We start from the raw sequence: 25,525 nt of genomic DNA, 5'->3' as shown, positions 1-25,525 counted from the left end.
ATGAGCCCGGTACAATACCGAGCTCATGCCCAACTGGTTGCATAAAAATAGTTGTCTAACTTTAAGGGGTCACTTCAAAGGACAGGCTGCTTTTTTATGCCTTACGGGAATACGATGATCCCGTTTATCCAATTTCTATCCGTTTTCGACTGCGAGCTGACTCAATACAAGCGTCGATCACCTTCATATTGCTCACCGCATCTTCTGGCTCATACGGCAACGGGACACCATCAAGCACCGCTTTAGCAAAAGCATCCGCTTGCAGTTCAAAGGAATTAAAACCTTTCAGACGTTCCTCACGCGTAACCGAACCGACGTGGACGAAAATTTGCGGTACCACAGACGTTCTTTCCCAACCGAACATTTTGGGCATCGCAATCGTACCCTTGCTACCGAGAATTTCCATGTTGGAACGGTTGGCTGCCCACATGCCACAATCGAAAGTAAGGTTGACTCCACCCGGAAATTCCAGCAAGCCGGAAGCCATCATATCGACGTTGTCATGCTCCGGGGAAAATAAGGCATGTACCGTCACTGCCTCCGGCTCCCGGTCCAAATACATACGAGCGGCTGATATCGGATAGACGCCCACATCATATAGCGAGCCGCCGCCCATGTTTTTATTAAAGCGCACATTATCTGCCTGATCGGTATTGTTAAACGTAAACGTACAATGGATGCCGCGAATGTCACCAATTTCCCCACTATTGATAATTTCCTTAATTCTTCGATGTTTGGGATGATAGCGATACATAAAAGCCTCTGCAAAGATCACTCCTGCACGTTGACATGCTTCAATCATACGGCTTGTCCCAGCCGAGCTAAGAGAAGATGGTTTTTCACACAAAACGTGCTTCCCAGCCTCCGCTGCCCGAATGGTCCACTCTTCATGCAGATGGTTTGGCAACGGAATGTACACCGCTCCGATTTCGGGATCAGCCAACAGTTCATCATAGCTTCCATAACTTTTTGGAATATCGAACTCCCGGGCGGCCTCAGCGGCTTTATCCGCATTACGACTAGCAATCCCAAGCACTTCTCCGCGTTCAGATTGCTGAATCGCAGGAATTACAGCGATTTGGGCGATCTCCGCAGTGCCTAAAATTCCCCATTTCAGCTTTCTACCCATCATTCTCATCCTTTCGTGGTTAGGAATAGTTGTCTTGTTCCGCTTTATGCAGCATACCTAAGCAACGGTCCAAATCAGCTTTGACCTGCTTCTTGTACAACCGTGCTTTCTCCTCCCCATCATCTGTAAAGTGATAGAGTACAATCTCCTGAAAATCCACGCGCGGGTCTGTTCCTTTCAATCGCTTGGTACGGTAAAAAACGCCTTCCTGTACCAGCTCATGCAGCGCCCGGTAAACCTCGCTCTGAGGCGGAACATATCCAAAGCCACTAAACTCATCCTTCATCGATTCGAGCATCTGATATCCATAACCGCGATGCCTCTCCACCATTGTGATCAGATAAATTTTGATAAAAGCCCGCTGGGATATCATAAACGCCATTTCACAGCCTCCTCCACACCTTATTCGTGCACCTTATCTTCCATTATAAACCACTCTGCGTCCATACACTATTTCCTTTGATGAGATAAGAGTTTATGAGAACTCTCCATCCCTTGTGACCTGTTTTAAGATGGTGAGAGATATAGAATGAGGCGATATAGAGTAGTGTGGGAAGCGCTGAGAAATGATTTTATTGTTCTTGCTATTATGAATTTTTCATATGTTGAAATAATGTAACTAAAGCTAAAAAAATAGAGTTACAGATTACGAAGACTGGATTAATTGTTTTAAGGCCTCCGTATCGTTACTTGTCAAAACAGGAATATATTCTGTTATTTTTTGGATGTCCCAGTCCCACCATTTCAGGGTTTGGAGCATCGCTATAGTTTCCTCATCAAACCGATAACGAATTAACTTCGCGGGATTTCCTCCTACAATGGAATATGGCAGAACATCTTTAGTCACCACGGCATTTGACGCAATGATCGCGCCATCACCAATTTGAACTCCGGGCATAATGCTAGCATTGTAGCCAATCCAAACATCATTTCCAACCACAGTGTCCCCTTTGTAGCCCCCACTTAAATTGGGTACACCAACTTCCCAATCTCCGCCAAACGCTCCAAAAGGAAAAGTGGTAAATGCATTGGTATTATGATTAGCGCCATTCATAATAAATTTGGCTTTGGCTGCAATCGCGCAAAACTTACCAATCTTTAATTTGTCCCCTATAAAATCAAAATGGTAAAGGACATTTTTCTCAAAATCCAAAGGGTTATCATCATCGTCATAATAGGTATAATCCCCGATTTCGATATATGGATTAACCACTACATTGTTCAAAAAACACAGACTTCTAATATTTTTCATCGGAAAAACGCTTCTTATATCTGGACCACTCATTTAGCGACCCTCCCCATATGGATGTGAACATCCAGTCTATCAGTATGTATACTATTAAACAAATGTAGATAGAAAAGTATCCCTTGGCCTTATTTCTTGGCGTTGGGATACTCTTGTGAACATATGTGATTGGGTTATCAAATCAGGCTTGCTTTTGTAAGGCTGGCGGACCTCCAGTCGGGCGAGGACGAACCCGAAGCCCCACGATCCATTTGCCCAGAGGCAAACGTGCCAGCAACCATGTTCCAGCAACGGAAAAGATCATACAGAGAACGAATGAAGCCAGCGTACGAAGAACATGACTCCAGTCTGCAAACAACGTCTCGTCAAAATAATAGGTCATACGTAGCATAAAGGCATGCATGAGATACGCTCCATAGGACAACGTTCCGATGGCCGTCAGCATACTCGCCGCACGTCCCCCCTTATGAGCAATCCACGTCGCTACCCGATAAGCTACAAAAATAGACGCAACGCAATATACAGCCATGATCGGACGCAGCAGAGACAAATAGTTAAAGGAAATAACTGTACCTCGCGGCGTCTGGAACTGACCGATCATCTCATACAGTAAGTAGCCTGTAATCACGATAAACAACGGCCAGTATATCATCTGTGCTTTGGTTACCCAAGCATTCCAACGCTTGACGTTCATCCCGGCTGCCGCTCCTAGCACAAAATAAAAGAAAAAATAGATCACATTCCGGTCAGCGTACAGGGTAAACCAAGAGGTAATGACCGGAAGCTGGAGCTTATCCATCGCTTGGTATACGGGTCCAACGGCGAACATGAGCAAAATATATAGCACGCCGAATCCAGCCAATGCAGCGGGTCGCCATTTTGACGGCAGTAGCGCAGACAAATGACGGACCGCATAACGAAACACGGGAAATAACACATAACATTGGATAATCATAACGATGTACCATAGATGATAGCTGCTTTTCCCGTTCAACAACTTCTGGAAAAAATCCAGCGGGTGAATATATCCACCACTTTGGGCAAGCTGATTTCCCAATTCGTATAAAAGAGACCATATGATATAAGGAACGATGATGTCCATGAATCTTTTACGTAAAAACGTTCCGTACTTTAAGGCTCTATCATAATTGTAAAATAACACCATTCCAGTGATAAATACAAACACAGGAACTGCAAATTTGGAACATAGCAGTAAAAGTGTCATCAATACCCCGTCCTGGATGCGCGCCCCCTGCGCAACCGCATAGTGTGCGACGGAATGCTGAAGAACAACGGCCGCAAAAGCCAGCCCTCTCAGCAAAGCGACTTCGGAAATTCTCTCTTTTTGACTCATGTCACTCTCCTGTTACATCTAGCAATTTATAAATCCAGGATTTTTGCAAAATCCTCAATCTATTATAACGACAATTCTGTAAAAATATATAGAAGGTTAAACGTGCCAACGGCATGCAAAGCATCGTTTATCTCAGGTTTATCAATGAGTAAAAATATGTAAAAGCAGCAGTCCTCCCTCTCAGGGAGACTGCTGCTGTAAAAACAACCTATATGCAAAGGAAATAGGAAAGCCTACTGTACATCACTTTCTTAACTAGCCGTAAGGTGTTTACAGGTTCCTCCTAGTATCTGTGTACACATCTGTACGCGGCGTGTCCGCCACCGTATCATCATACGTTCTGTAACGATCCGCATTCAGCGAACGGTTGGTGCGGAAAATATCATAAACATCCCTGTGATGGTCAGCGGAATCCACCAGCACTAAAATCTTGCCCTGATCGACGTATGTCTCGTATTGACGGGCATCATCCTCTGGAATGCCCAGCCCGACCAGTCCACCGACCAAGCCACCTGCTCCCGCTCCGACAGCTGCTCCGGTAAGAGTAGCCGCGATAGGTCCAGCGGCAAGGATAGGTCCGATACCCGGAATAGCCAAGGCCCCGATGCCTGCCAGCAAGCCAGCGACACCGCCTACAACTCCACCTGTAGCCGCACCTGTCGCTACACCCTCCGGTGCCTTGGTGCCTGTCTCTTCACTAATCGCCCTTAGATCGTCACGGTCACGTGTGATCACAGAAATCTCACTGCTTGGAATTCCTTTGCTCTGCAATTGTCCAATCGCACGAGACGCTTCCTGTTCTGTATCAAAAACACCGACAATTTTCTTTTCGTTATAATCGTTTAAGTTATTAGCCATGATAGTTACCTCCCAAATATTTTAGTGTTGAGTGGTTCGTTTTTCATTACCCCACTATTATGACGTTTAAACGTTTTACAAAAATTCAAAAAGTCGATTAGCATAAAATAGCTTCTATTTAACGCTTTGGCTTTGCTCTGTTGGTCGCCACAGCTTCCAGTGGATCATCCGGCCAATAATGCTTGGGATATCTGCCCTTTAGATCCTTTTTGACCTCAAAATAAGCCTCGCTCCAGAAGCTGGACAAGTCGGAAGTCACTTGGACAGGTCGCTGGGCAGGTGACAGTAAATGCAATACAATTGGCACACGTCCGCGTCCAATACGAGGCGTATCCCCCATACCGAACAACTCTTGTAGTCGTACGGCCAGCGCTGGTGCCTCAGGATTTGAATAATCGACAGGAATGCGGGAACCGCTGGGTACGCGGATATGCGTCGGCGCTTCCTGATCAAGCTGCTGCCGCTGTTCCCAATCCAGCCTGCCAAGCAGCAATGCAGCACTGTCCAGCCGTTGCAGATCGGATACATTTTTGGCTCCTATAGCAAAAGGTAGCAGCCACGCTTCCAGTGAATCCAGCAATGCCGATTCCGTGCAATCCGGCCAGTCCTCAGGGGCCGAGAAGTGCATAAAAATCAAACGCGCCTGCAACTGGAGGGTTTGCCGATTCCATGACAGCAGCTTTAGACCTCGTTCACGGACACCCTGCATCAAGGCAGCAGCTACTTCCTCTGCCGGAGGTCGCTCATAGGACGTTTCCTTTAAGACAAGTGAGCCCAGCCGCAGTACTTTGCGGGCTCTCACTGCTGAGGCGGAGCTATCCCAGTATACGTTAGCTTGTTCCAACAGCATTTCACTGCAATGTTCGACCAGCTCTTGCAGTTCAATTGGTGCCGCCAACTGAATAGCACCGTCTGCTCCCTCGTCGTCCACTTCAGCGGCGACGAGATAGGACGAACGCGACATCCACTCCACTTGTCGGAGTCGCGCCCCCCGACCGCCGCTAAGCAAAAAGCGACCATCCCCCCGGCCCTGCGCGATCCGATCCGGATACGCAAAGGCCAACAGCAACCCGCAAGCCGCGGAGCCGTCAGGCTCGTCCTGCGCTGCGGCTGCTGTCGGCAGCTTGGCTAGCAGCTGCCGGCTCTCCTGCACGATACGGCGAATCACCGTATCGTCTGCTGCCCGCAGCAGGCTGTGCGTGCTGCGGGCATAGGCCGCCTCGCGCAGGGCATCCAGTCGCGGGCGCAAATCCGTTCCGCCATGAGCGCGGAACGGGTCACGCTCTTGCAGCAGCGCAGCCAGACGGCTGGCAGTTGGTGCCAGGCCGAGGGCCGCAGCACGCAACAGCATGTGCCCAAGGCGCGGGTGCGTACCCAGGGCGGACACCTCGCGCCCATGCGCGGTAATGCCTCCTGTAGTGCCATCGGCTGCTGCATCCAGACAGCCGAGCTGGTGCAGCAGACCTGTGGCCTGGCGGTACGCCGCCTCAGGCGGGGCATCCAGCCAGGCCAGCTCGGCGGGCTCGCGCACGCCCCAGACCGCCAACTCCAGCGCGAGCGGGGCCAGATCCGCCGCGGCGATTTCCGGCCGGCTGGCATCGGGGAGCGCTGCTTGCTCCTGCGCGCTCCACAGCCGGTAGCATACGCCCGGCTGGAGGCGGCCCGCCCGTCCGCGCCGCTGATCGGCGGAGGCCTTGGACACCTTGACCGTGGTCAAACGGCTCATGCCGGTTCGCGCGGAAAATACAGACTCCCGCGATAGTCCGCTGTCGATCACCACCGTGATTCCGGCGATGGTCAAGCTAGACTCGGCAATTGAGGTGGCCAATACCACTTTTCGACTGCCCGAAGCCGACGGGCGTATTGCTTCATCCTGCTGCTCCAGCTTCATGCTCCCATACAGCGGAATGACCTTGACATGTGCTGGTAAATGCTTTGAAGCCAATTCTCGTTCCGTTCTGTGAATTTCTCTAGCCCCTGGTAAAAACACCAGCAGATCACCTTCATGAGCATGGAGTACCTTTTCTACCGTCTCAGCCGTAAAGGACTCTAATGAAGTTGACGAAGGTTTGGACATATGAAAGGTTTCTACCGGAAATACAGTGCCTGGACATTCCAGCAATGGCGCATCCCCTAATAATCTACATACAGGCTCTGCCTCCAGGGTGGCAGACATGATCAATATCTTCAAATCCGGTCGCAACAGTGCCTGACTTTGCAGGGCAAGTGCCAATCCCAAATCTTCATGCAGGCTGCGTTCATGAAACTCATCAAAAATAATCAGGCCTACTCCCTCCAACGCCTGATCATGTTGTAGTATCCGGGTCAGTACGCCCTCCGTAACCACTTCAATCCGTGTGTTTGGCCCTACCTTTGTATCCATACGAACCCGGTAACCCACGGTCTTCCCGGTGGGCTCTCCGAGCGCTTTTGCCATTTGCGCTGCTGCTGCACGCGCTGCCAAACGCCTCGGCTCCAGCATCATCATCTTTTGCCCTGCCAGCCACGGCTCATGCAGTAGCTCCAGAGGTGTTACCGTCGTTTTCCCCGCTCCCGGCTGTGCAATCAGTACCGCCGCCGAATGGGATTGCAGTGTACGTTTAAGCTCGGGGATCACTTGCATAATAGGCAGTTGTTTATCTGTCAATGAAATCTCTCCAATGATACGCTTGATGCGTAGAATCTAAGTTTTAATTCCTTTATTATTGTGAATTTTTCATTACCTGTAATTATCGAGCACTGAATAGAAAAGGTTAAGCTACCCCTCTGGAACTTCTCTTCGGTCTGTCGTGCATAATTCTTCTAAATCTATTATACAGATATTTAAATTTCCCGTCTGGCCATCGCAGCTATGTAAGTTTTCTGTGTTAGCTCCTATACCTGTCGGGATGCACTCGCGGCAAGATCGTTTTATAATATAGTTTGATATGGATTGCTGAAGGACGGAACATAGAATCGAGGTAACTTTCGTATGGAATTACAGGCCCAACCCATCAGAGGGCGATTTGCCCCAACACCATCGGGATGGATACACTTAGGAAACGCTCGTACTGCCTTATTATCCTGGCTGCACGTTCGTTCCCTGGGCGGAACCTATATTTTGCGCATGGAAGATATTGATATGACGCGAGCTCGCAGCCAGTTGGCGCAAGGGATTATGGAAGACTTGCGCTGGATCGGGCTGAATTGGGACGAAGGACCCGACGTAGGCGGTCCCTACGGTTCCTACACTCAAAGCCAACGGCTGGAACGCTACCAGTCTGCATTGGAGAAACTACAGAGGCAAGATTTACTGTATCCTTGTTTTTGCAGTCGGGCCGACATTCTGGCCGCCGCCCATGCTCCACATGGACTGTCTGGTGAAGGACCCGCATATTCAGGGGCATGTCGTAACCTTAGCTCTCAAGATGTCGTAGCCAAAGCACAATATAAACTCCCTTCACTTCGCTTTAAAGTACCGCAACATCCAGATGCTGTTATTTCGTTTCATGATCAGGTAGCAGGTCATGTAGCCTTTAGTGCGGCTGAGGGGGGCGATTTTATCGTCAAACGAGCTGACGGCATGTTTTCCTATCAGCTTGCTGTCGTTGTCGATGATGCGGATATGCATATGACCGACGTACTACGCGGGTATGATCTTCTCGATTCGACTCCCCGTCAGCTATTGCTGTACCAAGCTTTGGGGTTGCAGCCGCCACGTTTCGCACACGTTCCCCTTGTCCTAGGCCCTGATGGGCGAAGGCTGGCCAAACGACATGGTGGCGTAGCACTCCGAGCTATGCGCCGACAAGGGGTCACACCGGAAGCAGTCATTGGCTGGCTCGCCTATTTTTCCGGGCTGCTGGATTCACCTGAGCCTGTGAAGGCTGTGGATTTAATCGATGACTTTCATTTGGACAAACTGCCCAAAGAACCTGTCATCCTGACGAAACAATGCCTCACGAGATTACCTGCACTGCAACGGTAATGAGGTAAAGCATGGAAATCAAAGTGTACGGGCAAGGGCATTCCGCCCTTTGCTCTTCTCGCTTCTATTCCTCCAGTCGCTTACGCATAGCGGACTCATATTCATAAAATACAGATGACATATTCAGCCCTCTTTCCTCCAGCAGCATACGGAGACGTAGTGATTTTTCAGTCAGTCTGCGACTGATCCGTTGTTGCTCTCCTGCCTCATGACAAGCGTGAAGCAAATCACGTAGCTGGACACATTCCTTTTGTAATTGAAGCTCTTCCGGTAAAATGCCTGCATTCTTCAACAGCTTGTACGACATCCGCAGCTCCTCTGGAACATGTGACAAATCCTCGATGACCAGTGGCTTGCCCGCTCCCGGCAAATGATCAAATTCACCTTTGGCCATCGCCTCGGCAATCTTCTGCTCTGCCATTCTGGAGAACATCCCCATCACTCCTTGTTTTAAGCTTCCTATGTACAATCTATATTAAAGAAACCTGGAGTCCTTTGCCACTGTAGCTTATATATCATTAGGATGCCCTGTTTCCATAAGGGAGAGAGGGGGTTATTCTTCGATCCCAAGCAATTGACATACTTGTACTCTATATTTTTTGGCCTTACGTGTTCCATGAATGAGATTGGACAAGCGGCTAGCAGGAATATGATAGGTATCACAAAATGTTCTCTGATCCATTTGAATTTCAACTAGCTTTTGTTTGATTTTCCAGCCAAAAGGAGTTACAGGATTTCGTTTGTTCAACAACGTTATCACCTCTTCATAGTATAGATTTAGAATTTTGATTGGGGTTTGGAGATTGGAGATTGGATTTCACACTCTTCCTTTAGCAACATGTCATGAACTCATTTGTTAAGATTTCATTTTGTATATTTGGTATTGATTCAATAGTTCATCCAGTTTCATGGATTGTTCAATCACTTTGGGATGTGTTAAAAATCCATATTTCTTCTGGACTTGGTACAGTCTTTTTCTGGCCCGTTCGACACGAAGTAAAGTCACACCTGGATTCATCAGCATGATTCCCCCTTCTGTGTCATATCCTAATACAAAACGTAAATTTTTGGATTTTTTTAAAATACGCTTAACAAAAAAAGTGCTTCTGGAATATTCCAGAGGCACTTTTTGTCGGTATATGTTTATTTTCATTTGGTTTCAAGTTGTTCACAGGGTAGTTTCAACCAACAACACCCATTAACAGTAAGGTTAGTGAGTGTTAATTCTTATTTCCCCTTTAAGCACCTCCAATAGTATCGTTAAGCTGAATAATATGGTGTTGGTTATAATCATGATTAGGTACAGCCACGATAAATAAAAAGCTAGCTGCGACGATCAGAAGAACCATTTTTCTTAACATTGTCTAACCACACCTTTTCAATAAAATTTAAAAACTGCACCTTTGTTTCATGTGCTGCATTCATTCTGAAATGTAAGAATAATCCCATGCAGTTTATAAAATAAGTTTCATTATTTATTATATGTGACTTTAGCATTGCATACATCAAGTGTTTAAAACCATCGTTATACCTCCCTTGATGCAAATAGTAATAAGCTAGCTCGTATCCAAGACGTGCAAACTGTTCTGGTATCACTTGTTGGGTATACATATCAGATGACGGATTGTGTTGGGCAAATAAGTCTATGTTCTTTTTAAACCTTCGAAGTATATGATCTACATCTATACTATACTGGTTTGCCGCCGACATAACATTCAACACTTTTGTAACCATTTCTTTTTCAGAAGCATCTGGCGATGCAGCAATATATTCAACATAATTGTTTAGTACACTTATATCTCCAGATAATAGTTTATAGGTGTAGATATTACCTTCTGCCCAATCTTGAAACTGTTTAATCCAATGCAGAGTATCCTCGTCTGTCTCATTGACCCAATCTAAATTGGCGTAGGCGTATGTATATTCTAATGCCTGCCCATAATCGCCATTGGCCTCATATACACTGGCACACAGTAAATCAGAATAGGTGATGTACACAAACATGGGACGGCTCAGCCTTTTTTCTAGTTCCGCAAGCTTTCGTTTCTTCTGCTGATGCTCTAATGTATATTGGATTTCCGCTTTATCTCTCATTTTTCGAGCGGTCACATCAAGCCTGTCCCATAAGCGCAAAGAACGATACACATTCCCCAAATCTTTTAGCGCATCAAGCTGGTCTATTTCATCCAGACGTTCCACGAAGGGTTCAAATAGCGTTGCTGCCTTGAGATTACGGCTCTGATCATCTCCAACTTGAATCGTGAATATACGATATTGGCAGGTGGCCAAGCGTTCAGAATGCTGATATTTCTCCACTTCTGCGACATTCTCATAGAGAGGCAGCGCAGCAGCATGTCGTCCCTGTTCAAATAATGCTTCTGCAACATCAAATAGCCTGGACGCATATAGCGGATTATCCATGATATGTCCAACCATTCGACGGATTGCATCCAGCTTGTCCAGCTCCGCACAACGATACAATAATGGCTCGATTCGCCTAAAATTCGGGGAAAGGTCAATAATGTAATTTTCTATGTATAGATCATAAAAATAGCCCTCTGGCAAATCCATAGCCACAGTAATTCGGTCTAGCTGCTGTACGGAAATAGGACGATGCTGAGTAATCCAATTACTAAGCGTTCTTTGATGAACCCCTGAATATTCGGCAAATTGACTCAATGTCATATCATTTTGTTTTAGATAATCCTCAAACTCCGCTGAAATCGTAGGTGTATGCTTCAAATCATAACCACCTTTCACATAAAAATTCCATTATTTTAAAAATCACCCTCTATTCTTCTCCATAATTAACCATCTGTCAATATATTATGCAGCTAATGTTTATAACGAAAATTCAGCATAACTCACACACAAGGGAAGATTGTGAAAACGAATAGCAAAAGTAAAATTGGATTGCCGAAATAAAAGGTTTCACAGAGTTGACATGACGGATTCATTTCCCTATGTGCATTCTCACCAGTAAATGATATAGAGGTCCCGTGCAGAAACTCTGTTGGACCTTTTAATTACATGAAAAATCCCCTGATGTTGATGCAATCAGGGGATACCTAGGTTCATTTCTCTCGCTTTGATAATACGAAGTTGATTATTTCTCCAGTCACAATTCCTGTCAAAATTGCATAGATTCCCATAGCGCTCATCTTATATCCCAAAGCGTAAAATAACCCTATACATATTGCGTAGCCCAACAAAATCGCTGCATAGCGCTTTAAAAACTTACTCATGGAAATTCTCATAAGCCAGCAACTCCCACCTTAATTTATACTTCAACCATTGTAAATGTTAGTTAATTGTTGCATAAAAGTAAGGGGGAATTTGTCGAATAAGAAATCCGTTAAGAAGAAATTTGCACCTATTCACTGCTGGGCAGGCCACGAAACAAGCCTTCTTTTTCATACCATCCACGCACTCACATGGAATGCGACATAGCACCTCTGCTACACAAATAGTAACGGCAAGATAATATCAATCCACGCACTCCATACAGAGTGCGACTTACACTTATGACAACCCCGGCTAGACTCATGACATTTCAATCCACGCACTCGTATTGAGTGCGACAACAATCACATATACGCTCATTTGAGTAAATTACGATTTCAATCCACGCACTCACATGGAGTGCGACTTTGTGCAAACACCACTAAAGGACAGATCGCGATAGGATTTCAATTCCACGCACTCATATGGAGTGCGACCAATTTTGAGGTTTACCCCTCCAGTCATTTGGCGCAAATTTCAATCCACGCACTCACATGGAGTGCGACTACAACGTCTGCCTCTTCCACACCGCCAGATTGTGCCGATTTCAATCCACGCACTCACATGGAGTGCGACCTCATGATGCACCGTTGTTCCCATATAGACATTTCAATCCACGCACTCACATGGAGTGCGACCCAAGGACATAGCTGACTTTAAGCAGATGCTTGAGATTTCAATCCACGCACTCACATGGAGTGCGACTTTCTAGCATCTTCCATGTCCTCCTTTCTTGATAATTTCAATCCACGCACTCACATGGAGTGCGACCCTTCTTGATGGTTACACCAGAGGCTACCTTGCAATTTCAATCCACGCACTCACATGGAGTGCGACAGCGAAAATGCAGTAATTCTTACCCTAATGATATCAATTCTACACATTGTCGCAAAAACTGATGTCAAATAAGCTTGGATCAACTATTGACTTTTACGGATAAATAGCAATTTTAATACTTTTCGACAAATTTCGAGGTGCGAAGGACCCGGGGTTTTTATGTGAGCTTCACATTCGCACCTTATAAAATCAGTGGGCTTTCCATATCGTAAGCTTCCTTAGCCCCTATTGCTCTACTTTCTTTTTATAGCTATCTCCAAAGTTGTAGAAACGCAGGCTGTCTTCTTTTTTGTCTATCAATTCTTCTAATTCATATTTTAAACGGCGGAACTGGGTCGAATCCAAAATGCACTCAAACACGGAATTTTACACCCTTTGTCCGTGGTCTACGCACCTTTTCACAACCTTTTCCAGTCTTTTTCTGCCTTCTCTATCTAATGTACTTACATCATACGTAATTAGTATTAACAAGATCAACCTACTTCCACAAAAATGGAGGGTACTCGTCCAGATCTCCACGAATATATCTAGCTAAGAGCAAAGCCTGTCAATAGGACACAAGCCCCCAAGACATTTTCTCATTCAAATAAGGATGAATCATTTTTTCCTGTTTCCGTTCTTGCCATGCCTTCAATACGATTTTCCTCGTATCATCGTCCATCATAGCAGCCTCGTTTTCTTTTTTGTAAAATCCTTTGCCATGAATCATTTTTTGTTAATAATGTAAGAACAAAACGGTCGGGATATACTCCTCTAAGCTCTTCCATCACATCCAGTGCCAATGAGGCTCGCCCTGGACGATCTTCTATGCAGAAAACCTACATAAGCATCCAAACTGACAGCTTCTAGTGCGGATTTCATATCGTTGGACAACAGTGTATAGGCAAAAGATAATAGGGCATTCACGTTATCTAACGGCGGGCGCTTATGGCGTCCATGGAAATAAAAATCATCTTTTTGCTGCAAGATCAGATCATCCCACACGGAATTGTACTGAACTGCCGCCGTCCCCTCCAAACCGCGTAAAATCTCCAGCTCCTCACTTCACGGACCTCTTCATGATTTCGGATAAAGAGGCGCTCTCCACTCGTACGACCAAGTGGCGGCTGCTCCGTCATGATCCACGCACTCATATAGAGTGCGACCGCCAAGCCAAAAATGCACATCTAATCTCCAATCGTATTTCAATCCACGCACTCATATAGAGTGCGACTGACCCACTTTAAACTTGATTTAGGGTCTAAAAATTTCAATCCACGCACTCATATAGAGTGCGACCCCGGTGTTATATCGGTACCTTTACGATTAGGGAACATTTCAATCCACGCACTCATATAGAGTGCGACTGATTGATTTACCGTTGTTAAACGATGTTTTCGAAATTTCAATCCACGCACTCATATAGAGTGCGACAGTCGATCTTATTTGCGTTGCAGGGCGGTGCGAAATTTCAATCCACGCACTCATATAGAGTGCGACAGCGAAAATGGGTCAAATGCCCCCTATTTAAGTAACATTCTAGCGTTATTTTGGCAAAAACGCATCTAATATTACCTCATCCTCTTGCGATCGTTTAAAACTTGTTCACATTCGATATAATTCGACAAAATCTGAGGCGCGAATCTCTCGGAGAATTCATGTGAGCTTCACATTCGCACCTGGACAGACTCGCTTTTTGGCTTAGCAACAAATACCTGTCTGGACTTATTTCACCTCTGCCAGTTCTGCCACCTGTGAAAGAGGAAGCGCACATTCGAATATATTTAATTCATCGATAGCGCATTTAAAAGCAAGGTTCCACCAGTTAACTCCAAAGCTGAACGTTCGGGCTTTGGGTAAATACATCCAGAAATATCCACTACATTGATCAGAAAAATACCTTTATGTTTTCGAAAATCATAAAGGTATTTGTAAAATATTTTATGAAAACGTTCGGCAAAATTCGAGTTATTAACCCTGTTCATCATACCGGCTGCATTACCTGCATAAACCTTCCCATCCGTGCCAGCGCCTTCTCCAAATCGACGAGCGAGGCTGCATATGAGCAGCGAATAAAGCCCTCTCCGCCTGATCCGAATACATGTCCCGGTACGACCGCCACCTTCGCTTCCTTCAGCATACGAAGTGCAAACTGCTCAGATGACATGCCAGTAGAAGTAATTGAAGGGAAGGCATAGAAAGCCCCCTCAGGCTCATGACAAGCAAGCCCGATTGCATTCAAGCCGGCCACAAACAGCTTGCGACGTTCATTGTAGCTCGCCATCATCTCATCCTTGGCAGCCAAGCCATGGCGCAATGATTCCAGCGCGGCAATCTGTGCAATGGTGGGCGCACACATGGCTGTGTACTGGTGGATTTTCAGCATGCCGGCAATCAGCTCATGCGGACCGCACGCATAGCCTACCCGCCAGCCTGTCATCGCAAATGCTTTGGAAAAACCGCTGATGACAATCGTACGCTCCTTCATGCCCGGCAAGGAGGCGATACTGACATGCTTTCTCCCGTAAGTCAGTTCGGCATACACTTCATCCGAAATGACGACCAGATTATGTTTGATAATGAGCTCTGTAATCGGTAGCCAATCCTGCTTCGTCATAACTGTTCCAGTCGGATTACAGGGATAATTGATCATTAAAACCTTTGAATGAGGTGTAATTGCCGCTTGCAGCGCTTGCAGGGTCAGCTTGAATTGCTCCTCTGCCGTAGCTGCCACCTCTACAATTTTACCGCCATGCAGATGGGTAATGGGTTCATAGGCAATATAGCTTGGTGCTGGAATCAGCACCTCGTCACCCGGATCGATCACTGCTCGCAGCGCCAAGTCGACGGCTTCACTGCTCCCCACCGTCACAATCATTTCCTGCTCAGGGTCATAGGAAAGCGCGAAGCTGCCGGAAAAATAAGCAGAGATCTCCTCCCGCAGCTCCATCAAGCCGGCATTCGAAGTATATTTCGTCTGTCCTTCACGCAGTGCCTGAATGCAAGCTTCACGTACCTTGTCCGGTGTAACGAAATCAGGCTCTCCGACCCCAAGGGCGATTGTACCTCCGCCTGCTGCATTCAGATCAAAAAAAGCGCGAATTCCCGATGGGCGAATATCCCGTACGCGCGAGGATACAAACCGCCCTGTCCCCATTTCACTAAACATATTACGCCATCCTCCATTCCTGTTTCCGCTCATGGAGCGAGCTGGCAATAATTTGGTCGAGTAGCTGTGTAAAGGTTATACCCGCAGCTGCCGCACTCTTCGGAAGCAGGCTGTTGGCGGTCATTCCCGGTAATGTGTTCACTTCCAGCACGTAAGGTCTATCCTGACACAAAATCATATCGACCCTTGCATAGACCTTACATTGCAGCAGCCGGTAGCTGGCCAGTGCCGCCTCACGCACACGCTGCTCAATAACGGGGGGAAGCTCGACCACCTTCTCCTCAGCACCGCCGACCTCATATTTCGCTTGGTAGTCGAACCACTTCGAACGAACGGAGCTAATGCTAATAATCGGTAATACCTCGCCATCTACGATGGGGCAGGTAATCTCCGTCCCTTTATAATAGGGCTCAATCAAGATCGCTTGATCCAAGCTGCAAGCCCCCTGAACAGCCGGCAGCAGTTCCTTCTCATTTTGTACAAGCTGGATGCCGATGCTGGATCCCCCCGTATTCGGCTTCACAATAACCGGGTAGCCTAAACGCTCCACCAGCTGCGGATCATAATCGTCCATCCCCTGCCAGTAAAGGCCTGAAGGCGTATGCACACCCGCTGCCTTCAACAGCATCTTGGACAACTGCTTATTCATGCATAAGCTGCTTGCCAGGACACCGCTGCCTGTGTAGGGAATGCCCAGTGTCTCCAGCGCTCCCTGCACCGTGCCGTCCTCGCCATACTGACCATGCAGTGCCAACAGCGCGATATCAATGCCTGCCTGCTGGACCTGCGCGATTAAATCCGCTCGCTGCTCGATCACCATTGGAACCACTTCATAACGGCTGCGATCCAAATGATTGATCATCTCTTGACCTGTCTGCAGAGAAATCTCACGCTCAGAGGAAATACCGCCCATAATAACACCAATTTTCATCATGACACCTCATTTTTCTTCAAAATCTTTATGTGGTTACGGATGTTCATCCGATCGCTGGTGCTTCTCCAGAACAATATTCCGTCTCTATAGCTCTTTTCTTAATCCTTATGCCTTAAGAAAGTTACGCGTCTGTTTACCGATTATTTGAATACCCCGTTCGATATTTTCATCTGTTACTCGTGAAAACCCAAGCCGCAATGTATTCGTCCCTTCGCCTTCTTGAATAAAAAACTTGTCTCCCGGTGTGAAAATGACGCCCTGTTCTGTGCAAGCTTCTAGCAGCTGGCGTGTATTTACGCCTGTCGGGAAGGTAAGGAACAAATGCAAGCCCCCGTCACCAGACACCTGCGCCTCAGGAAGATGTGCTTCACAGCATGTCTTTGTCAGCTCATATTTGCGCTTATACTCTGTACGTGCTTTTTTTACATGTTTATCGAAATTTCCGTTAAGCATATATTGGTATAAAATCGATTGATCGATTGTTGAGGTATGAATGGTGCGCGCACGCTTAATGCTTTCCAGAGTGTCAATCAGTGCTCGGTCTCCAAGCACCCAGCCTACTCGCAAGCCAGGGAACAGCACCTTGGAGAAGCTGCCAATATAGATTACTCCGTTCCCTTGCCCTGCTGTCGCTATTAAGGGCGCAACATGCGCTCCCGAGTAGCGAAGCTCCTCATTGAATCCATCCTCGATCACCGGAATCTGATGGCGCATCATTAATTTCATAACAGCGCTGCGCTTTGCTGGCGACATGACGATGCCTGTCGGATTGTGATAGGAAGGAGTTAAATAAGCCAAATCGAAGTTATTGGTCTGCAGTACCTCCTCTAGCCGCTCCACATCAATACCGTCACACTCCATCGGAATGCCGGTAATCTCAAATCCTTGCAACTTCAAATTTTTGATCGCTGTGTGATGGGTCGGATTTTCACAAATTGCCGCTCCGCGGCGTGCAGAAGGGCGTAAAGCCGACAGCACAATGTCAAAGCCTTCTGTAAACCCACCTGTAATCAGCATATCCTTGCCAATTATATCCACGCCTTTGTTCTCCATATAATGCATCAGATAATCAATCAGCGGCTTGTAGCCCTTGGCATAGCCGTAGTTGAGCAGCACCTGCCCTTCGATTGCCATCCGATCCATAAAGGCTCGCCTTACATCCCCCAGATCAAACAGCTGCTCATCCGGAGCGATGCTTGTGAACGAGATAGTTCCCTTTTGGGCACGAATGCCCTGCTTCATCATATCCAGGTCAACAGCTGATATAGCATACTCGTTCATTCTTGCCTTCCAGTCGATCTCCCAGGTGGCAGAGCCGTCAGATCCTCCGTTATCTTTGGCCGACTGGCCCACCATGGCGGCCACATAACTACCCTTTCCGGGAATCGCATACGTAAATCCGTCATCCTCCAAGCCTTCATAGGCTGCAATGACTGTATTGCGGCTCACCTTAAGCAGAACGCTCATTTCTCGTGTGGAAGGCAGCTTCTGATCCGCCTGAAGCGCCCCTTTTATAATTAAACGATTGACGTATTCTTTTACTTGTATCGAGACCGGGCGGTCACTTACGAGCTTGAAATCCTGGAACATCCTTCATCGCCTCCCCCTATAATGATGGCATACAAGACGAGTGAAAAAAAAGAACCACCGCACTGGATTTTTCATCCTTCGGTGGTTCTTCCGTATTTTATCCCCGGTACGCCCTCGTATTCTTGCCTCATTCCCCCGCATCATTACCTCTCATCGCGTCCATTGCAAGCATTGTACATATCACCAAGCATCGTGAAGCTGATGAAAGTAATAGTCAACATATTTGTCATCCAGGCTGTCGATCAGCGTATGGACAGTATTTTCTAAAACAATAACGACTCTGCCCCATCAATGACAATTTGCGCGCCAGTAATGTGACGCGAGTGGTCTGAGGCCAAAAATGTCACCAAATCAGCTACCTGCTCGGGTTGACCCGGCCCATCAGCCAACGGTTGTCCTCCTTCGGGAAACTTGACGGGGATGGTAATTTGCTTTAACCCTTCCGATTTCTCCGTGGTTTCATCAATATTCGTCGAGATGGCACCCGGATAGATGACATTCACACGAATACGGAACTTAGCCAGCTCCAGCGCAGCCATTTTAGCAAAACCGGTTTGACCCGCCTTCGATGTGCTGTAGGCTGACATCCCAAAGCTGGTAAAGCGCTGATTACCATTAATGGAGCTGGTAATAATAATGCTGCCGCCACCGTTCTTTTTCAAATGTGGTATTGTATACTTCACCGTCAGGAAGGTACCATCCAGATTCGTGGACAATGTTTGCCGCCAATCCTCAATGCTCAGATCCTCAATCGGTCCGACGACCCCGTTTATCCCGGCATTGGCAAAAATGATATGCAGCCCGCCAAATAATTCAACCGCTTCCAGAACTGCTTTTTCCACACGCACCGGATCGGCAATGTCCACGTCAAAAGCCCGCGCTGACCCTTCACGTATAGCATTAATTTCTCTTTCCGTCTCCGAAATGCGCTCATTACTTACGTCAAAAAGAGCGACATTCGCTCCTTCTCTAGCCATCTGAATGGCCGTTGCCTTGCCAATTCCAGAACCAGCTCCCGTGATTAGAGCAGTTTTGCCTTCAAAGCGCGCGCCTCCTGCATATGTGTAGCTCATATGTATCGCTCCCTTTCTGTAATCTGTATAATCACAAGATTACCCAAAAGGATATACTTTATAATCACTATTTTTGCGCATTTTTTGCTATTCCTTTGCGATATTTAAGAAAAGTACGAATATTACGCGTATTAGCGCCTCTTTCCTTCTCTTCCTCGTTACATTCTACAAATATCTTAAAGAATCGTATGTTCTATGTATTCATCAAAAAAGGACGTATACATCCATATCCATGGTTGTATAACGTCCTTTTCTTATTTATTTACCACTGCAACTCAATAAATGCAGCATCATCATCAAGTCCCCCGGTATGGGATGCATCCAGCAATACCTGTATCTGCTCATCAGGGATAGGCTCGCGAATGGGGTCCAAATCGGATAAACCGTCCGTATATACCTGTAATCTCATCGGCATATCCGCGGGTATGCTTCTTTCATACCAATGAGGCTTCCCTCCAATCGGCCCCCGACTTGTAGACCAGCGCTCCGCTGTAGAGAAAGTATGATCGAACAGCTCGCTAATTTCTTCGGCACCGTTCCATAGTCGCAACCGTGAGTCTCCTTGCCAGGCAAGTCGGAGACGGCCACGACTACCACGCTTCGGCAGTTCGATTTTACCGCAAATATACATGGACTGGCTTCCCTGACGACGTTTATCTTCCAATACCGAACGCATTAAGCCTGATTCGTGATCCAAAGGCTGCCGACCCAGTTCCTCTGCCGCTGTACCTGCCAAACGTTCAAGGTACACTCTCAATTGATCAGCAGACAGATCTTGTCCCCGTTCCATCCAATCCAGTAAAGAAGAACCCAGATAGCGGGCTGCAAAATCTCCTCGGTAACTGAGCCCGACACCATCACACAAGACAAAACAACAGACGGATTTATGAATACGTACTGCGGCGAAATCCTGTCCGCTTTCCCCCATACTGGCAGATTCGGCAGATCTTCCATAGCCATAACGACACATAAAACGACTGTGATGAGATGATAAAGGCTGATCGCCTGTCTGAGAGCTTATGTAAGCAAATTGCTGAGTCAGCCTTGCATTCATTCCCTTTTTTTTGCTCGCCGGGAGCAGGGACAGCAGTGGATTCATGCTTTTACCTCCTTACCGTACAGGCGTTGCGGCCGACATTTGGAACCCAATGGACACCAGTTCCGCACAGGTTCCGGGCAGCATCATAATGGCTCCTTCACCTAACTGATAGTCTGCCTCAAACAGCATTTCTCGATAGCTTTCAGGCAGTACAGAAGACATATCACGCAATTTCACAGCATGTTCATCCTGCAACGGCGTATTATGCGTCAGACCTTTCCAGCGACGGGGGTCCTGAATAGGCGTTTCCAGCAACCTGTCAGATAAAAATATATTTTCCACCAGTACATTACCGTCCGGTACACTCATGCTCATAATACGCTTCGCAATCGGTTCCGGATCATCGCCTGTAGAAACCCCATCTGTCATATGACAGACCAATGGTGCAGGGCAATCCTGCATCCCTGGTAATTCCGCCTGCAAAATACGTTCAGCCTGCAAAAAGGCTTTTGCAGAATCTGAGAATCGTTTGGGTGTCAAATCGGGCAACGAGCCAATGGCCGCAATTTCATCTATCCCCTTAACACCATTCAGCAGGTCATACACGTCGTCACTATAAGCCAAAATCGCAATCCGATAGCGCGCTGTCAGCCGATTTCCTTTGGTTGACCGAAAAACCATCTGCCGGATCGCCAACGATATAGCTTCATATACAACGTCAATACGCCGCCGCCCCTCCATCAGCATGTTCATCGACGCGCTGATGTCAATCAGGTAAATGATTAGGGCGGGAGTACGTTGTGAAGCCTGTATTGTATAATTCATAGTTTGTACATGCTCCCCTCAGTTACCTTCTATCTCCATCTGTTTTGTATCTATCATTCCGCCCATATATAAACATATGAAATATTAAATTTTAGGCAGTCTAAAATTCGTATCACCTAAAAAGTTATAAATCGAGGAAGCCCGATATCCCACTTCACCTACCGAACGATAATAAGAAGGATTACTATCATATAGTGTTCTAAAACGCTTGGCAAAGCTCTTAGCCTTCGCAGCGCTTCCACCTTCCTGAGAGGCATACGCCTTGTTGTACAGGGAAATAAGCTGAAGAACGTTCTCCTTGTTTCGTGCATGCATGGACTCTTTTTGCTTTTGTTCCGCCTCGGCTGCTGCCTTACGAGCTGCCTCTTCTTGGGCGGCACGAGCTTCCTGCTCTTTTTTCAAAGCCAAGTATTTTTCATACTTTGCCTGTTGATCATACGCTTTTTGCTTCGCCAACTTGGCAGCCGCCTGCTTGTTTTGTTCCTTTTGGGCGAGATAAGCTTCATATTTAACCTGTTGAGCGATAAGGGCTTGCTGTTTCTTCTGCTCCTCCTGTTGCTTTTGAGCAGCAAGTGCCTGTTGTTTGGTCTGCTGTTCCGCTTCCTGTCGTTGTTTCTCCGTCAGCAATTTTTGAGACGCTTCCTGCTCGGCTGCCAGCTTTTCCTCGGCCGCCTTTGCAGCCTTCGCTGCCTCTTCCTGCTTGGCTGCCTCGATTTGCCGCTGATTGGACTGATCTGCAAGAATATTCACGGCTGGGATTCCAGCTGCCAATAGAACGACTGCGGCCGCAGTTGTCACGATAAATGCTTTGGAGCGATACCAGGCTTTTGATTTTTCAGGTTGCTCTGGCGTCTTGGGATTCAACTGCTCCTCTAGCCCTGTGATCGCAGCCGACACCTCCACATGCAGAGGACTACCGTCTTCTACAAAATGATACAACGACCGGTATACTTCTAGCGCTGCAGCAGGTTTGTTTTGCCGCTCCAAATCACGTGCCTGTCGGAACAGCTTGTCCGTTACCCCACGCTCTCCCTGCTCCAGAGCAGCCTGATTTAGCAATGCAGCCTGTTCAGCTTTGAGCGGTGCAGGCGCTGACAAAGAGGGTGCAGCTTCACTGGCAAGGCCGCCCACCGCTGCCGATTCTATTGTTTCTGTCGCAGTAGGCTCCGGTTCTATAGCCTCAACTGGAATTTCCTGCTCAGTAACCGCATTAAGTACAACCAGCCATTCGCCAAAAGTAGGGCAACTGCTTAAATCCTGACTATCCCAGGCACGGCTGAACAATTCTACCACCTTGCTGCCCCACCGGGATTCAAGTGATTTTCGTAAAATAAAATAACGTTCACAAGGCGTCTGCATTTCATGCTGATCAAAATAACTTTCGCCCCACGCTTTGTCCACTACTACACGGTCAGACCAGCCTAGCATTTCTCCTATAATAATTGCCCCTGCAAAACGGTCTGCATACGCACTCCATAACCCGCTGTGGACGGTACGATGGGCGGCATACCCTGGCGAACCTGCCAATAGAGCATCTGGACGATCCATTTTAGTGCTATACATTTGTTCCACGTCCACCAATTCCACAGCTGACGTGCCTTGAGGCAGTTCCACTTCAGAAAAAAACGGAAGCATTACATTCGGCGCCGATAAATCACAATGCGCCAATCCTTTTTGCTCCATAGCTGAACCGATCCCTGCCAATGCTCTGGCTAAAGCCAGACTATCGGAAGCCTCAAGCTGACGCTGATCTGTGAGACAATCGAACCATGTCATACCGTGAACCCATGGCATCAGCACCGCATACAGCAAATCAGGCTGCTCGGCGATCAGACTTCCGTTTCTTTCTGGAGTGAGCACATCACGCTTGCATACCTGCAAACCGGGAATATCCCCGTATGCTTCCATATGCTCCGATTGATAAACCATAGCCGGGATGCGGAACTTCGGAAAAAACACCTTAAGGGCTTTGGCCTCATGCGGCGCTCCGTTTTTGGCATTTAGCTGGTATACAATTCCCTGTCGCCCTGCTTGAGCATAGGCTAAACCGGGTGCAGCGGGATGTCGCCCAACCACATAAGCTGTGCCGTTTATGATCAATTCGTCTCCCGGATTCGGTTGAAAAGACATGAAACATCCCTCTCCTTACATCATTCAGTATGCTAGTATTCCTCACCTTATTATATACATCTATGGATGGCAAGAAAACCGGGTATCCGAAGATCGCCCGGTTTTTCCTGAACATCCTGTGCCAAACCATGAGGAATGGCTCACATATTGCTTCTTTTTAGAGTGGTGTATGATAAGTTGATCCCTATCAGGCAAGGCAACTTATTTCGTTTGGTCAACCGTACGGAATTTGTTAGCGATAGCTGTCAATTCTTGGCTGATGCTATTCAAAGTCGTTACGAAAGCTTGCATTTGTTTGCTAGCTTCCTGAAACTCTTGGAAGAAGCGTTGCTTAGTCATACCTTCCCATTGACCTTCCATACCTGAGATGGACTGTGTCAAACTGGAAACGATCTGCTGGCTTTGTTCACCACTTTGTTTAAATTGGTTAGCCACCTGATCAACCTGTTCTGGGGTAATTAAAATGCGTCCTGCCATTTTTTGCGTCCTCCTTGATGATAAATAATGTTTTTGTTTATCTGGTTCAAATTGTACTATGGCTATTTAATTCCCTACAAAAGGCAAAGGACCTAATTGTTATAATCCCACTTTTTAACTATAAAACAGCACCTAACAGTATAATATTAACAAAACAACCACCTAATAAGTCCCATAAAGCCGGGAATTGCGAAACGAATTCAAGTAAATTTTGCAGTCGATCCAGATTGTCCCGGAACGCGTTCCCAACTAAGCGACAGGCTGATCTCTTGCTGTAGAGGGATCAGTAAAATACCAATCCTGCGGACTGCTAGAAGACGCCTGCATCAGAATATCCTGATGCAACGTTTCTATATCCGAAGACTGTACACCAGCAATGGCATGTACGACAGACTGCGGGTTTGAAATCAGACTGCCTCCTTCCGAAGCTTGCCCAGGCAGAATAGACGGTGATTGCTGATTCGACCAATCGAGCATCGTGACGGGTCGTCCCAATGGTTGGCTGGCAAATGACAGAATCGTTTGATAGTTGTGATCAACAGACTGAAACTGCTCTGCCTTTCGGTTCAGTTGTGTACCTGATGTATGGAGGTAAGCATGGATCTGTTCTGACATCCGCTTGGCCTGCATCCAATGATTCAAGATCGCCTCGCGTGCAGATACATCCCAATCCAGCGATTGTAACGCCTGCTCCAAACCTGCTGTTAACTGTTGAATTTGCTCCGCCGCATGCTGTAGCTGCCCGCTAAGCCCCCGAAGCACATCCGGTTCAACTCGAATGCGCATATCCATCACCCTTCTTCTGTCACTTCTTCATTCACTGCCGACTGTTTCAACCAATTTAATAATAAATCCACAAACTGATCTCTTGAAGCCATAGCTGCAATCAGCCAGTCTCCGTTACCACTGGAGCTCATCCGAAATATCCAGTTCATTGCGGGACACAGGACAAAGGCTGCCCGTTGTGACTCCCACTCCCTACCGTTCCAGACCAGCAATTGCAATTCTCCCTCGGCTACACGGGAACTCAAAGACTGAGCCAGGCTTGCAGACCCCTCTGCATCTCCGCTAGCCTCGGTCAGTTTACTGCTGATCAGAGATACACTTTCTCCTGCCGACTGCTCGTAAATTTTATTAAATGCCTGCTTGGAGAACATAAGTGCGGGGGATTCAGGCATAAGTCGATCTACCCAACCCATTTTATCAACCAATGTTTCGCAAGCCTTTTCCACATTACCCAGATCGTACAGTCGATACTCATCGGGTTCATCAGCGGATTTCACGAGTTCCACTACACGTTCGTTCGTGCAATGGAGATAGCCTTCAAACTGCTTGCCTCCCCGCACATAGCGTATACGGCAAGCCCTGTTGGATAATCCCGCGATAGCGACTCTTGAAAAAACGGTAGGAGGCATTGCTAGCTCTTTGCCCTTATCTGCCCGCTTTAGATAACCCTTTTCCAAAAGAGTAGCTTTTACCTGCTCCCACTCTTCCGCCAACTCCTCTGCTAGATAGCCCTTAAACGGATCTTCCACCCCAAGCAGTCTGTCAGAACCCAATACGCCTGCTAGAAAAAACAGTTCCTTCGCCTTGAGGGTTATTAACTTCTGCTTGGAAGCTTGAAACGTTAACATTA

At 47.1% G+C, this 25,525-nt stretch carries 22 protein-coding genes, 2 pseudogenes and 1 CRISPR repeat array; of the genes and pseudogenes, 1 reads left to right on the top strand and 23 read right to left on the bottom strand.

The genetic code is table 11. The features are described 5' to 3' along the window. Positions 1 to 124: 124 nt before the first annotated feature. The 6 genes from ACUYLD_RS05580 to hrpB form a co-directional block, all read right to left on the bottom strand. Positions 125 to 1,129 carry a Gfo/Idh/MocA family protein gene (locus ACUYLD_RS05580; RefSeq protein ID WP_061830313.1) on the bottom strand — a complete coding sequence of 335 codons (1,005 nt, stop codon included), beginning with the start codon at positions 1,127 to 1,129 and terminating at the stop codon, positions 125 to 127. 19 nt (positions 1,130 to 1,148) lie between these two features. After that, the gene (locus ACUYLD_RS05575; RefSeq protein ID WP_013310011.1) at positions 1,149 to 1,511 is read right to left on the bottom strand and encodes a helix-turn-helix transcriptional regulator; all 363 of its coding nucleotides are present in this window, start codon (positions 1,509 to 1,511) and stop codon (positions 1,149 to 1,151) included. A gap of 264 nt (positions 1,512 to 1,775) precedes the next feature. Further along, complete coding sequence (locus tag ACUYLD_RS05570) at positions 1,776 to 2,414, bottom strand: CatB-related O-acetyltransferase (RefSeq protein ID WP_446674554.1); 639 nt, start codon at positions 2,412 to 2,414, stop codon at positions 1,776 to 1,778. Positions 2,415 to 2,556: 142 nt separating this feature from the next. Then, positions 2,557 to 3,729: an acyltransferase gene (locus ACUYLD_RS05565; protein WP_446674553.1), complete on the bottom strand. Its 1,173-nt coding sequence runs from the start codon at positions 3,727 to 3,729 to the stop codon at positions 2,557 to 2,559. A gap of 270 nt (positions 3,730 to 3,999) precedes the next feature. Continuing rightward, positions 4,000 to 4,587, bottom strand: coding sequence for a general stress protein (locus ACUYLD_RS05560; protein WP_061830310.1), 588 nt, complete (start codon positions 4,585 to 4,587; stop codon positions 4,000 to 4,002). 118 nt (positions 4,588 to 4,705) lie between these two features. Further along, positions 4,706 to 7,234: an ATP-dependent helicase HrpB gene (gene hrpB / locus ACUYLD_RS05555; RefSeq protein WP_446674552.1), complete on the bottom strand. Its 2,529-nt coding sequence runs from the start codon at positions 7,232 to 7,234 to the stop codon at positions 4,706 to 4,708. 324 nt (positions 7,235 to 7,558) lie between these two features. On the opposite strand from hrpB, the gene gluQRS reads away from it, so the two are divergent. Then, positions 7,559 to 8,554 (top strand): tRNA glutamyl-Q(34) synthetase GluQRS, encoded by a 996-nt coding sequence (gene gluQRS / locus ACUYLD_RS05550; RefSeq protein WP_446674551.1) that lies wholly within the window; start codon positions 7,559 to 7,561, stop codon positions 8,552 to 8,554. A 64-nt stretch (positions 8,555 to 8,618) separates the two neighbouring features. On the opposite strand, the gene ACUYLD_RS05545 is transcribed toward gluQRS, so the two are convergent. The 17 genes and pseudogenes from ACUYLD_RS05545 to ACUYLD_RS05465 form a co-directional block, all read right to left on the bottom strand. Further along, on the bottom strand, positions 8,619 to 8,993 hold the full coding sequence (locus tag ACUYLD_RS05545) for a DnaJ family domain-containing protein (protein WP_446674587.1): 375 nt from the start codon (positions 8,991 to 8,993) through the stop codon (positions 8,619 to 8,621). A gap of 114 nt (positions 8,994 to 9,107) precedes the next feature. Further along, a complete protein-coding gene (locus tag ACUYLD_RS05540; protein ID WP_340957564.1) occupies positions 9,108 to 9,302 on the bottom strand; it encodes an XRE family transcriptional regulator in 195 nt (64 codons plus the stop codon). Between the two features lie 108 nt (positions 9,303 to 9,410). After that, positions 9,411 to 9,578 carry an aspartyl-phosphate phosphatase Spo0E family protein gene (locus tag ACUYLD_RS05535; RefSeq protein WP_071558834.1) on the bottom strand — a complete coding sequence of 56 codons (168 nt, stop codon included), beginning with the start codon at positions 9,576 to 9,578 and terminating at the stop codon, positions 9,411 to 9,413. 299 nt (positions 9,579 to 9,877) lie between these two features. Further along, entirely contained in the window at positions 9,878 to 11,296 is a 1,419-nt protein-coding gene (locus ACUYLD_RS05530; protein ID WP_446674550.1) for a helix-turn-helix domain-containing protein, read from the bottom strand. A 332-nt stretch (positions 11,297 to 11,628) separates the two neighbouring features. Then, on the bottom strand, positions 11,629 to 11,811 hold the full coding sequence (locus ACUYLD_RS05525) for a hypothetical protein (protein ID WP_061829392.1): 183 nt from the start codon (positions 11,809 to 11,811) through the stop codon (positions 11,629 to 11,631). A 293-nt stretch (positions 11,812 to 12,104) separates the two neighbouring features. Beyond that, positions 12,105 to 12,673: direct repeats of the CRISPR family, unit length 32 nt; unit sequence ATTTCAATCCACGCACTCACATGGAGTGCGAC. Between the two features lie 181 nt (positions 12,674 to 12,854). After that, positions 12,855 to 13,144: pseudogene (gene cas2, locus ACUYLD_RS05520) on the bottom strand (CRISPR-associated endonuclease Cas2). Between the two features lie 7 nt (positions 13,145 to 13,151). Beyond that, positions 13,152 to 13,714: pseudogene (gene cas1, locus ACUYLD_RS05515) on the bottom strand (CRISPR-associated endonuclease Cas1); the annotation flags it as partial. Positions 13,715 to 14,636: 922 nt separating this feature from the next. Further along, positions 14,637 to 15,821 (bottom strand): aminotransferase class I/II-fold pyridoxal phosphate-dependent enzyme, encoded by a 1,185-nt coding sequence (locus ACUYLD_RS05510; RefSeq protein ID WP_254349530.1) that lies wholly within the window; start codon positions 15,819 to 15,821, stop codon positions 14,637 to 14,639. A 1-nt stretch (position 15,822) separates the two neighbouring features. Next, the gene (locus tag ACUYLD_RS05505; protein ID WP_446674586.1) at positions 15,823 to 16,752 is read right to left on the bottom strand and encodes a D-alanine--D-alanine ligase; all 930 of its coding nucleotides are present in this window, start codon (positions 16,750 to 16,752) and stop codon (positions 15,823 to 15,825) included. A gap of 108 nt (positions 16,753 to 16,860) precedes the next feature. Next, the gene (locus ACUYLD_RS05500; RefSeq protein WP_446674549.1) at positions 16,861 to 18,345 is read right to left on the bottom strand and encodes an aminotransferase-like domain-containing protein; all 1,485 of its coding nucleotides are present in this window, start codon (positions 18,343 to 18,345) and stop codon (positions 16,861 to 16,863) included. A gap of 263 nt (positions 18,346 to 18,608) precedes the next feature. After that, the gene (locus ACUYLD_RS05495; protein WP_061829403.1) at positions 18,609 to 19,418 is read right to left on the bottom strand and encodes an SDR family oxidoreductase; all 810 of its coding nucleotides are present in this window, start codon (positions 19,416 to 19,418) and stop codon (positions 18,609 to 18,611) included. Between the two features lie 262 nt (positions 19,419 to 19,680). After that, positions 19,681 to 20,517: a hypothetical protein gene (locus ACUYLD_RS05490; protein WP_254349528.1), complete on the bottom strand. Its 837-nt coding sequence runs from the start codon at positions 20,515 to 20,517 to the stop codon at positions 19,681 to 19,683. Positions 20,518 to 20,529: 12 nt separating this feature from the next. Further along, positions 20,530 to 21,282, bottom strand: a complete 753-nt coding sequence (locus ACUYLD_RS05485; RefSeq protein WP_013309992.1) for a vWA domain-containing protein — start codon at positions 21,280 to 21,282, stop codon at positions 20,530 to 20,532. 84 nt (positions 21,283 to 21,366) lie between these two features. Next, positions 21,367 to 23,412: a hypothetical protein gene (locus ACUYLD_RS05480; RefSeq protein WP_446674548.1), complete on the bottom strand. Its 2,046-nt coding sequence runs from the start codon at positions 23,410 to 23,412 to the stop codon at positions 21,367 to 21,369. 201 nt (positions 23,413 to 23,613) lie between these two features. Then, entirely contained in the window at positions 23,614 to 23,889 is a 276-nt protein-coding gene (locus tag ACUYLD_RS05475; RefSeq protein WP_013309990.1) for a WXG100 family type VII secretion target, read from the bottom strand. 249 nt (positions 23,890 to 24,138) lie between these two features. Then, complete coding sequence (locus ACUYLD_RS05470) at positions 24,139 to 24,675, bottom strand: WXG100 family type VII secretion target (protein ID WP_061829458.1); 537 nt, start codon at positions 24,673 to 24,675, stop codon at positions 24,139 to 24,141. A 5-nt stretch (positions 24,676 to 24,680) separates the two neighbouring features. Continuing rightward, the gene (locus ACUYLD_RS05465; protein ID WP_061829405.1) at positions 24,681 to 25,523 is read right to left on the bottom strand and encodes a hypothetical protein; all 843 of its coding nucleotides are present in this window, start codon (positions 25,521 to 25,523) and stop codon (positions 24,681 to 24,683) included. Between the last annotated feature and the right edge of the window lie 2 nt (positions 25,524 to 25,525).

This window comes from Paenibacillus sp. SER-28 (assembly GCF_052906305.1).
Note: the sequence above shows the minus strand (reverse complement) of the source record. Positions and strands in the feature narration are given on the sequence as shown.

What these genes read in the sequence shown, in the direction of transcription:
- ACUYLD_RS05580 (WP_061830313.1), bottom strand. Translation starts at nt 1,129, where the DNA reads ATGGGTAGAAAGCTGAAATGGGGAATTTTAGGCACTGCGGAGATCGCC.
- ACUYLD_RS05575 (WP_013310011.1), bottom strand. Translation starts at nt 1,511, where the DNA reads ATGGCGTTTATGATATCCCAGCGGGCTTTTATCAAAATTTATCTGATC.
- ACUYLD_RS05570 (WP_446674554.1), bottom strand. Translation starts at nt 2,414, where the DNA reads ATGAGTGGTCCAGATATAAGAAGCGTTTTTCCGATGAAAAATATTAGA.
- ACUYLD_RS05565 (WP_446674553.1), bottom strand. Translation starts at nt 3,729, where the DNA reads ATGAGTCAAAAAGAGAGAATTTCCGAAGTCGCTTTGCTGAGAGGGCTG.
- ACUYLD_RS05560 (WP_061830310.1), bottom strand. Translation starts at nt 4,587, where the DNA reads ATGGCTAATAACTTAAACGATTATAACGAAAAGAAAATTGTCGGTGTT.
- gluQRS (WP_446674551.1), top strand. Translation starts at nt 7,559, where the DNA reads ATGGAATTACAGGCCCAACCCATCAGAGGGCGATTTGCCCCAACACCA.
- ACUYLD_RS05545 (WP_446674587.1), bottom strand. Translation starts at nt 8,993, where the DNA reads ATGGGGATGTTCTCCAGAATGGCAGAGCAGAAGATTGCCGAGGCGATG.
- ACUYLD_RS05535 (WP_071558834.1), bottom strand. Translation starts at nt 9,578, where the DNA reads ATGCTGATGAATCCAGGTGTGACTTTACTTCGTGTCGAACGGGCCAGA.
- ACUYLD_RS05525 (WP_061829392.1), bottom strand. Translation starts at nt 11,811, where the DNA reads ATGAGAATTTCCATGAGTAAGTTTTTAAAGCGCTATGCAGCGATTTTG.
- ACUYLD_RS05510 (WP_254349530.1), bottom strand. Translation starts at nt 15,821, where the DNA reads ATGTTTAGTGAAATGGGGACAGGGCGGTTTGTATCCTCGCGCGTACGG.
- ACUYLD_RS05505 (WP_446674586.1), bottom strand. Translation starts at nt 16,752, where the DNA reads ATGAAAATTGGTGTTATTATGGGCGGTATTTCCTCTGAGCGTGAGATT.
- ACUYLD_RS05500 (WP_446674549.1), bottom strand. Translation starts at nt 18,345, where the DNA reads ATGTTCCAGGATTTCAAGCTCGTAAGTGACCGCCCGGTCTCGATACAA.
- ACUYLD_RS05495 (WP_061829403.1), bottom strand. Translation starts at nt 19,418, where the DNA reads ATGAGCTACACATATGCAGGAGGCGCGCGCTTTGAAGGCAAAACTGCT.
- ACUYLD_RS05490 (WP_254349528.1), bottom strand. Translation starts at nt 20,517, where the DNA reads ATGAATCCACTGCTGTCCCTGCTCCCGGCGAGCAAAAAAAAGGGAATG.
- ACUYLD_RS05485 (WP_013309992.1), bottom strand. Translation starts at nt 21,282, where the DNA reads ATGAATTATACAATACAGGCTTCACAACGTACTCCCGCCCTAATCATT.
- ACUYLD_RS05480 (WP_446674548.1), bottom strand. Translation starts at nt 23,412, where the DNA reads ATGTCTTTTCAACCGAATCCGGGAGACGAATTGATCATAAACGGCACA.
- ACUYLD_RS05475 (WP_013309990.1), bottom strand. Translation starts at nt 23,889, where the DNA reads ATGGCAGGACGCATTTTAATTACCCCAGAACAGGTTGATCAGGTGGCT.
- ACUYLD_RS05470 (WP_061829458.1), bottom strand. Translation starts at nt 24,675, where the DNA reads ATGCGCATTCGAGTTGAACCGGATGTGCTTCGGGGGCTTAGCGGGCAG.
- ACUYLD_RS05465 (WP_061829405.1), bottom strand. Translation starts at nt 25,523, where the DNA reads ATGTTAACGTTTCAAGCTTCCAAGCAGAAGTTAATAACCCTCAAGGCG.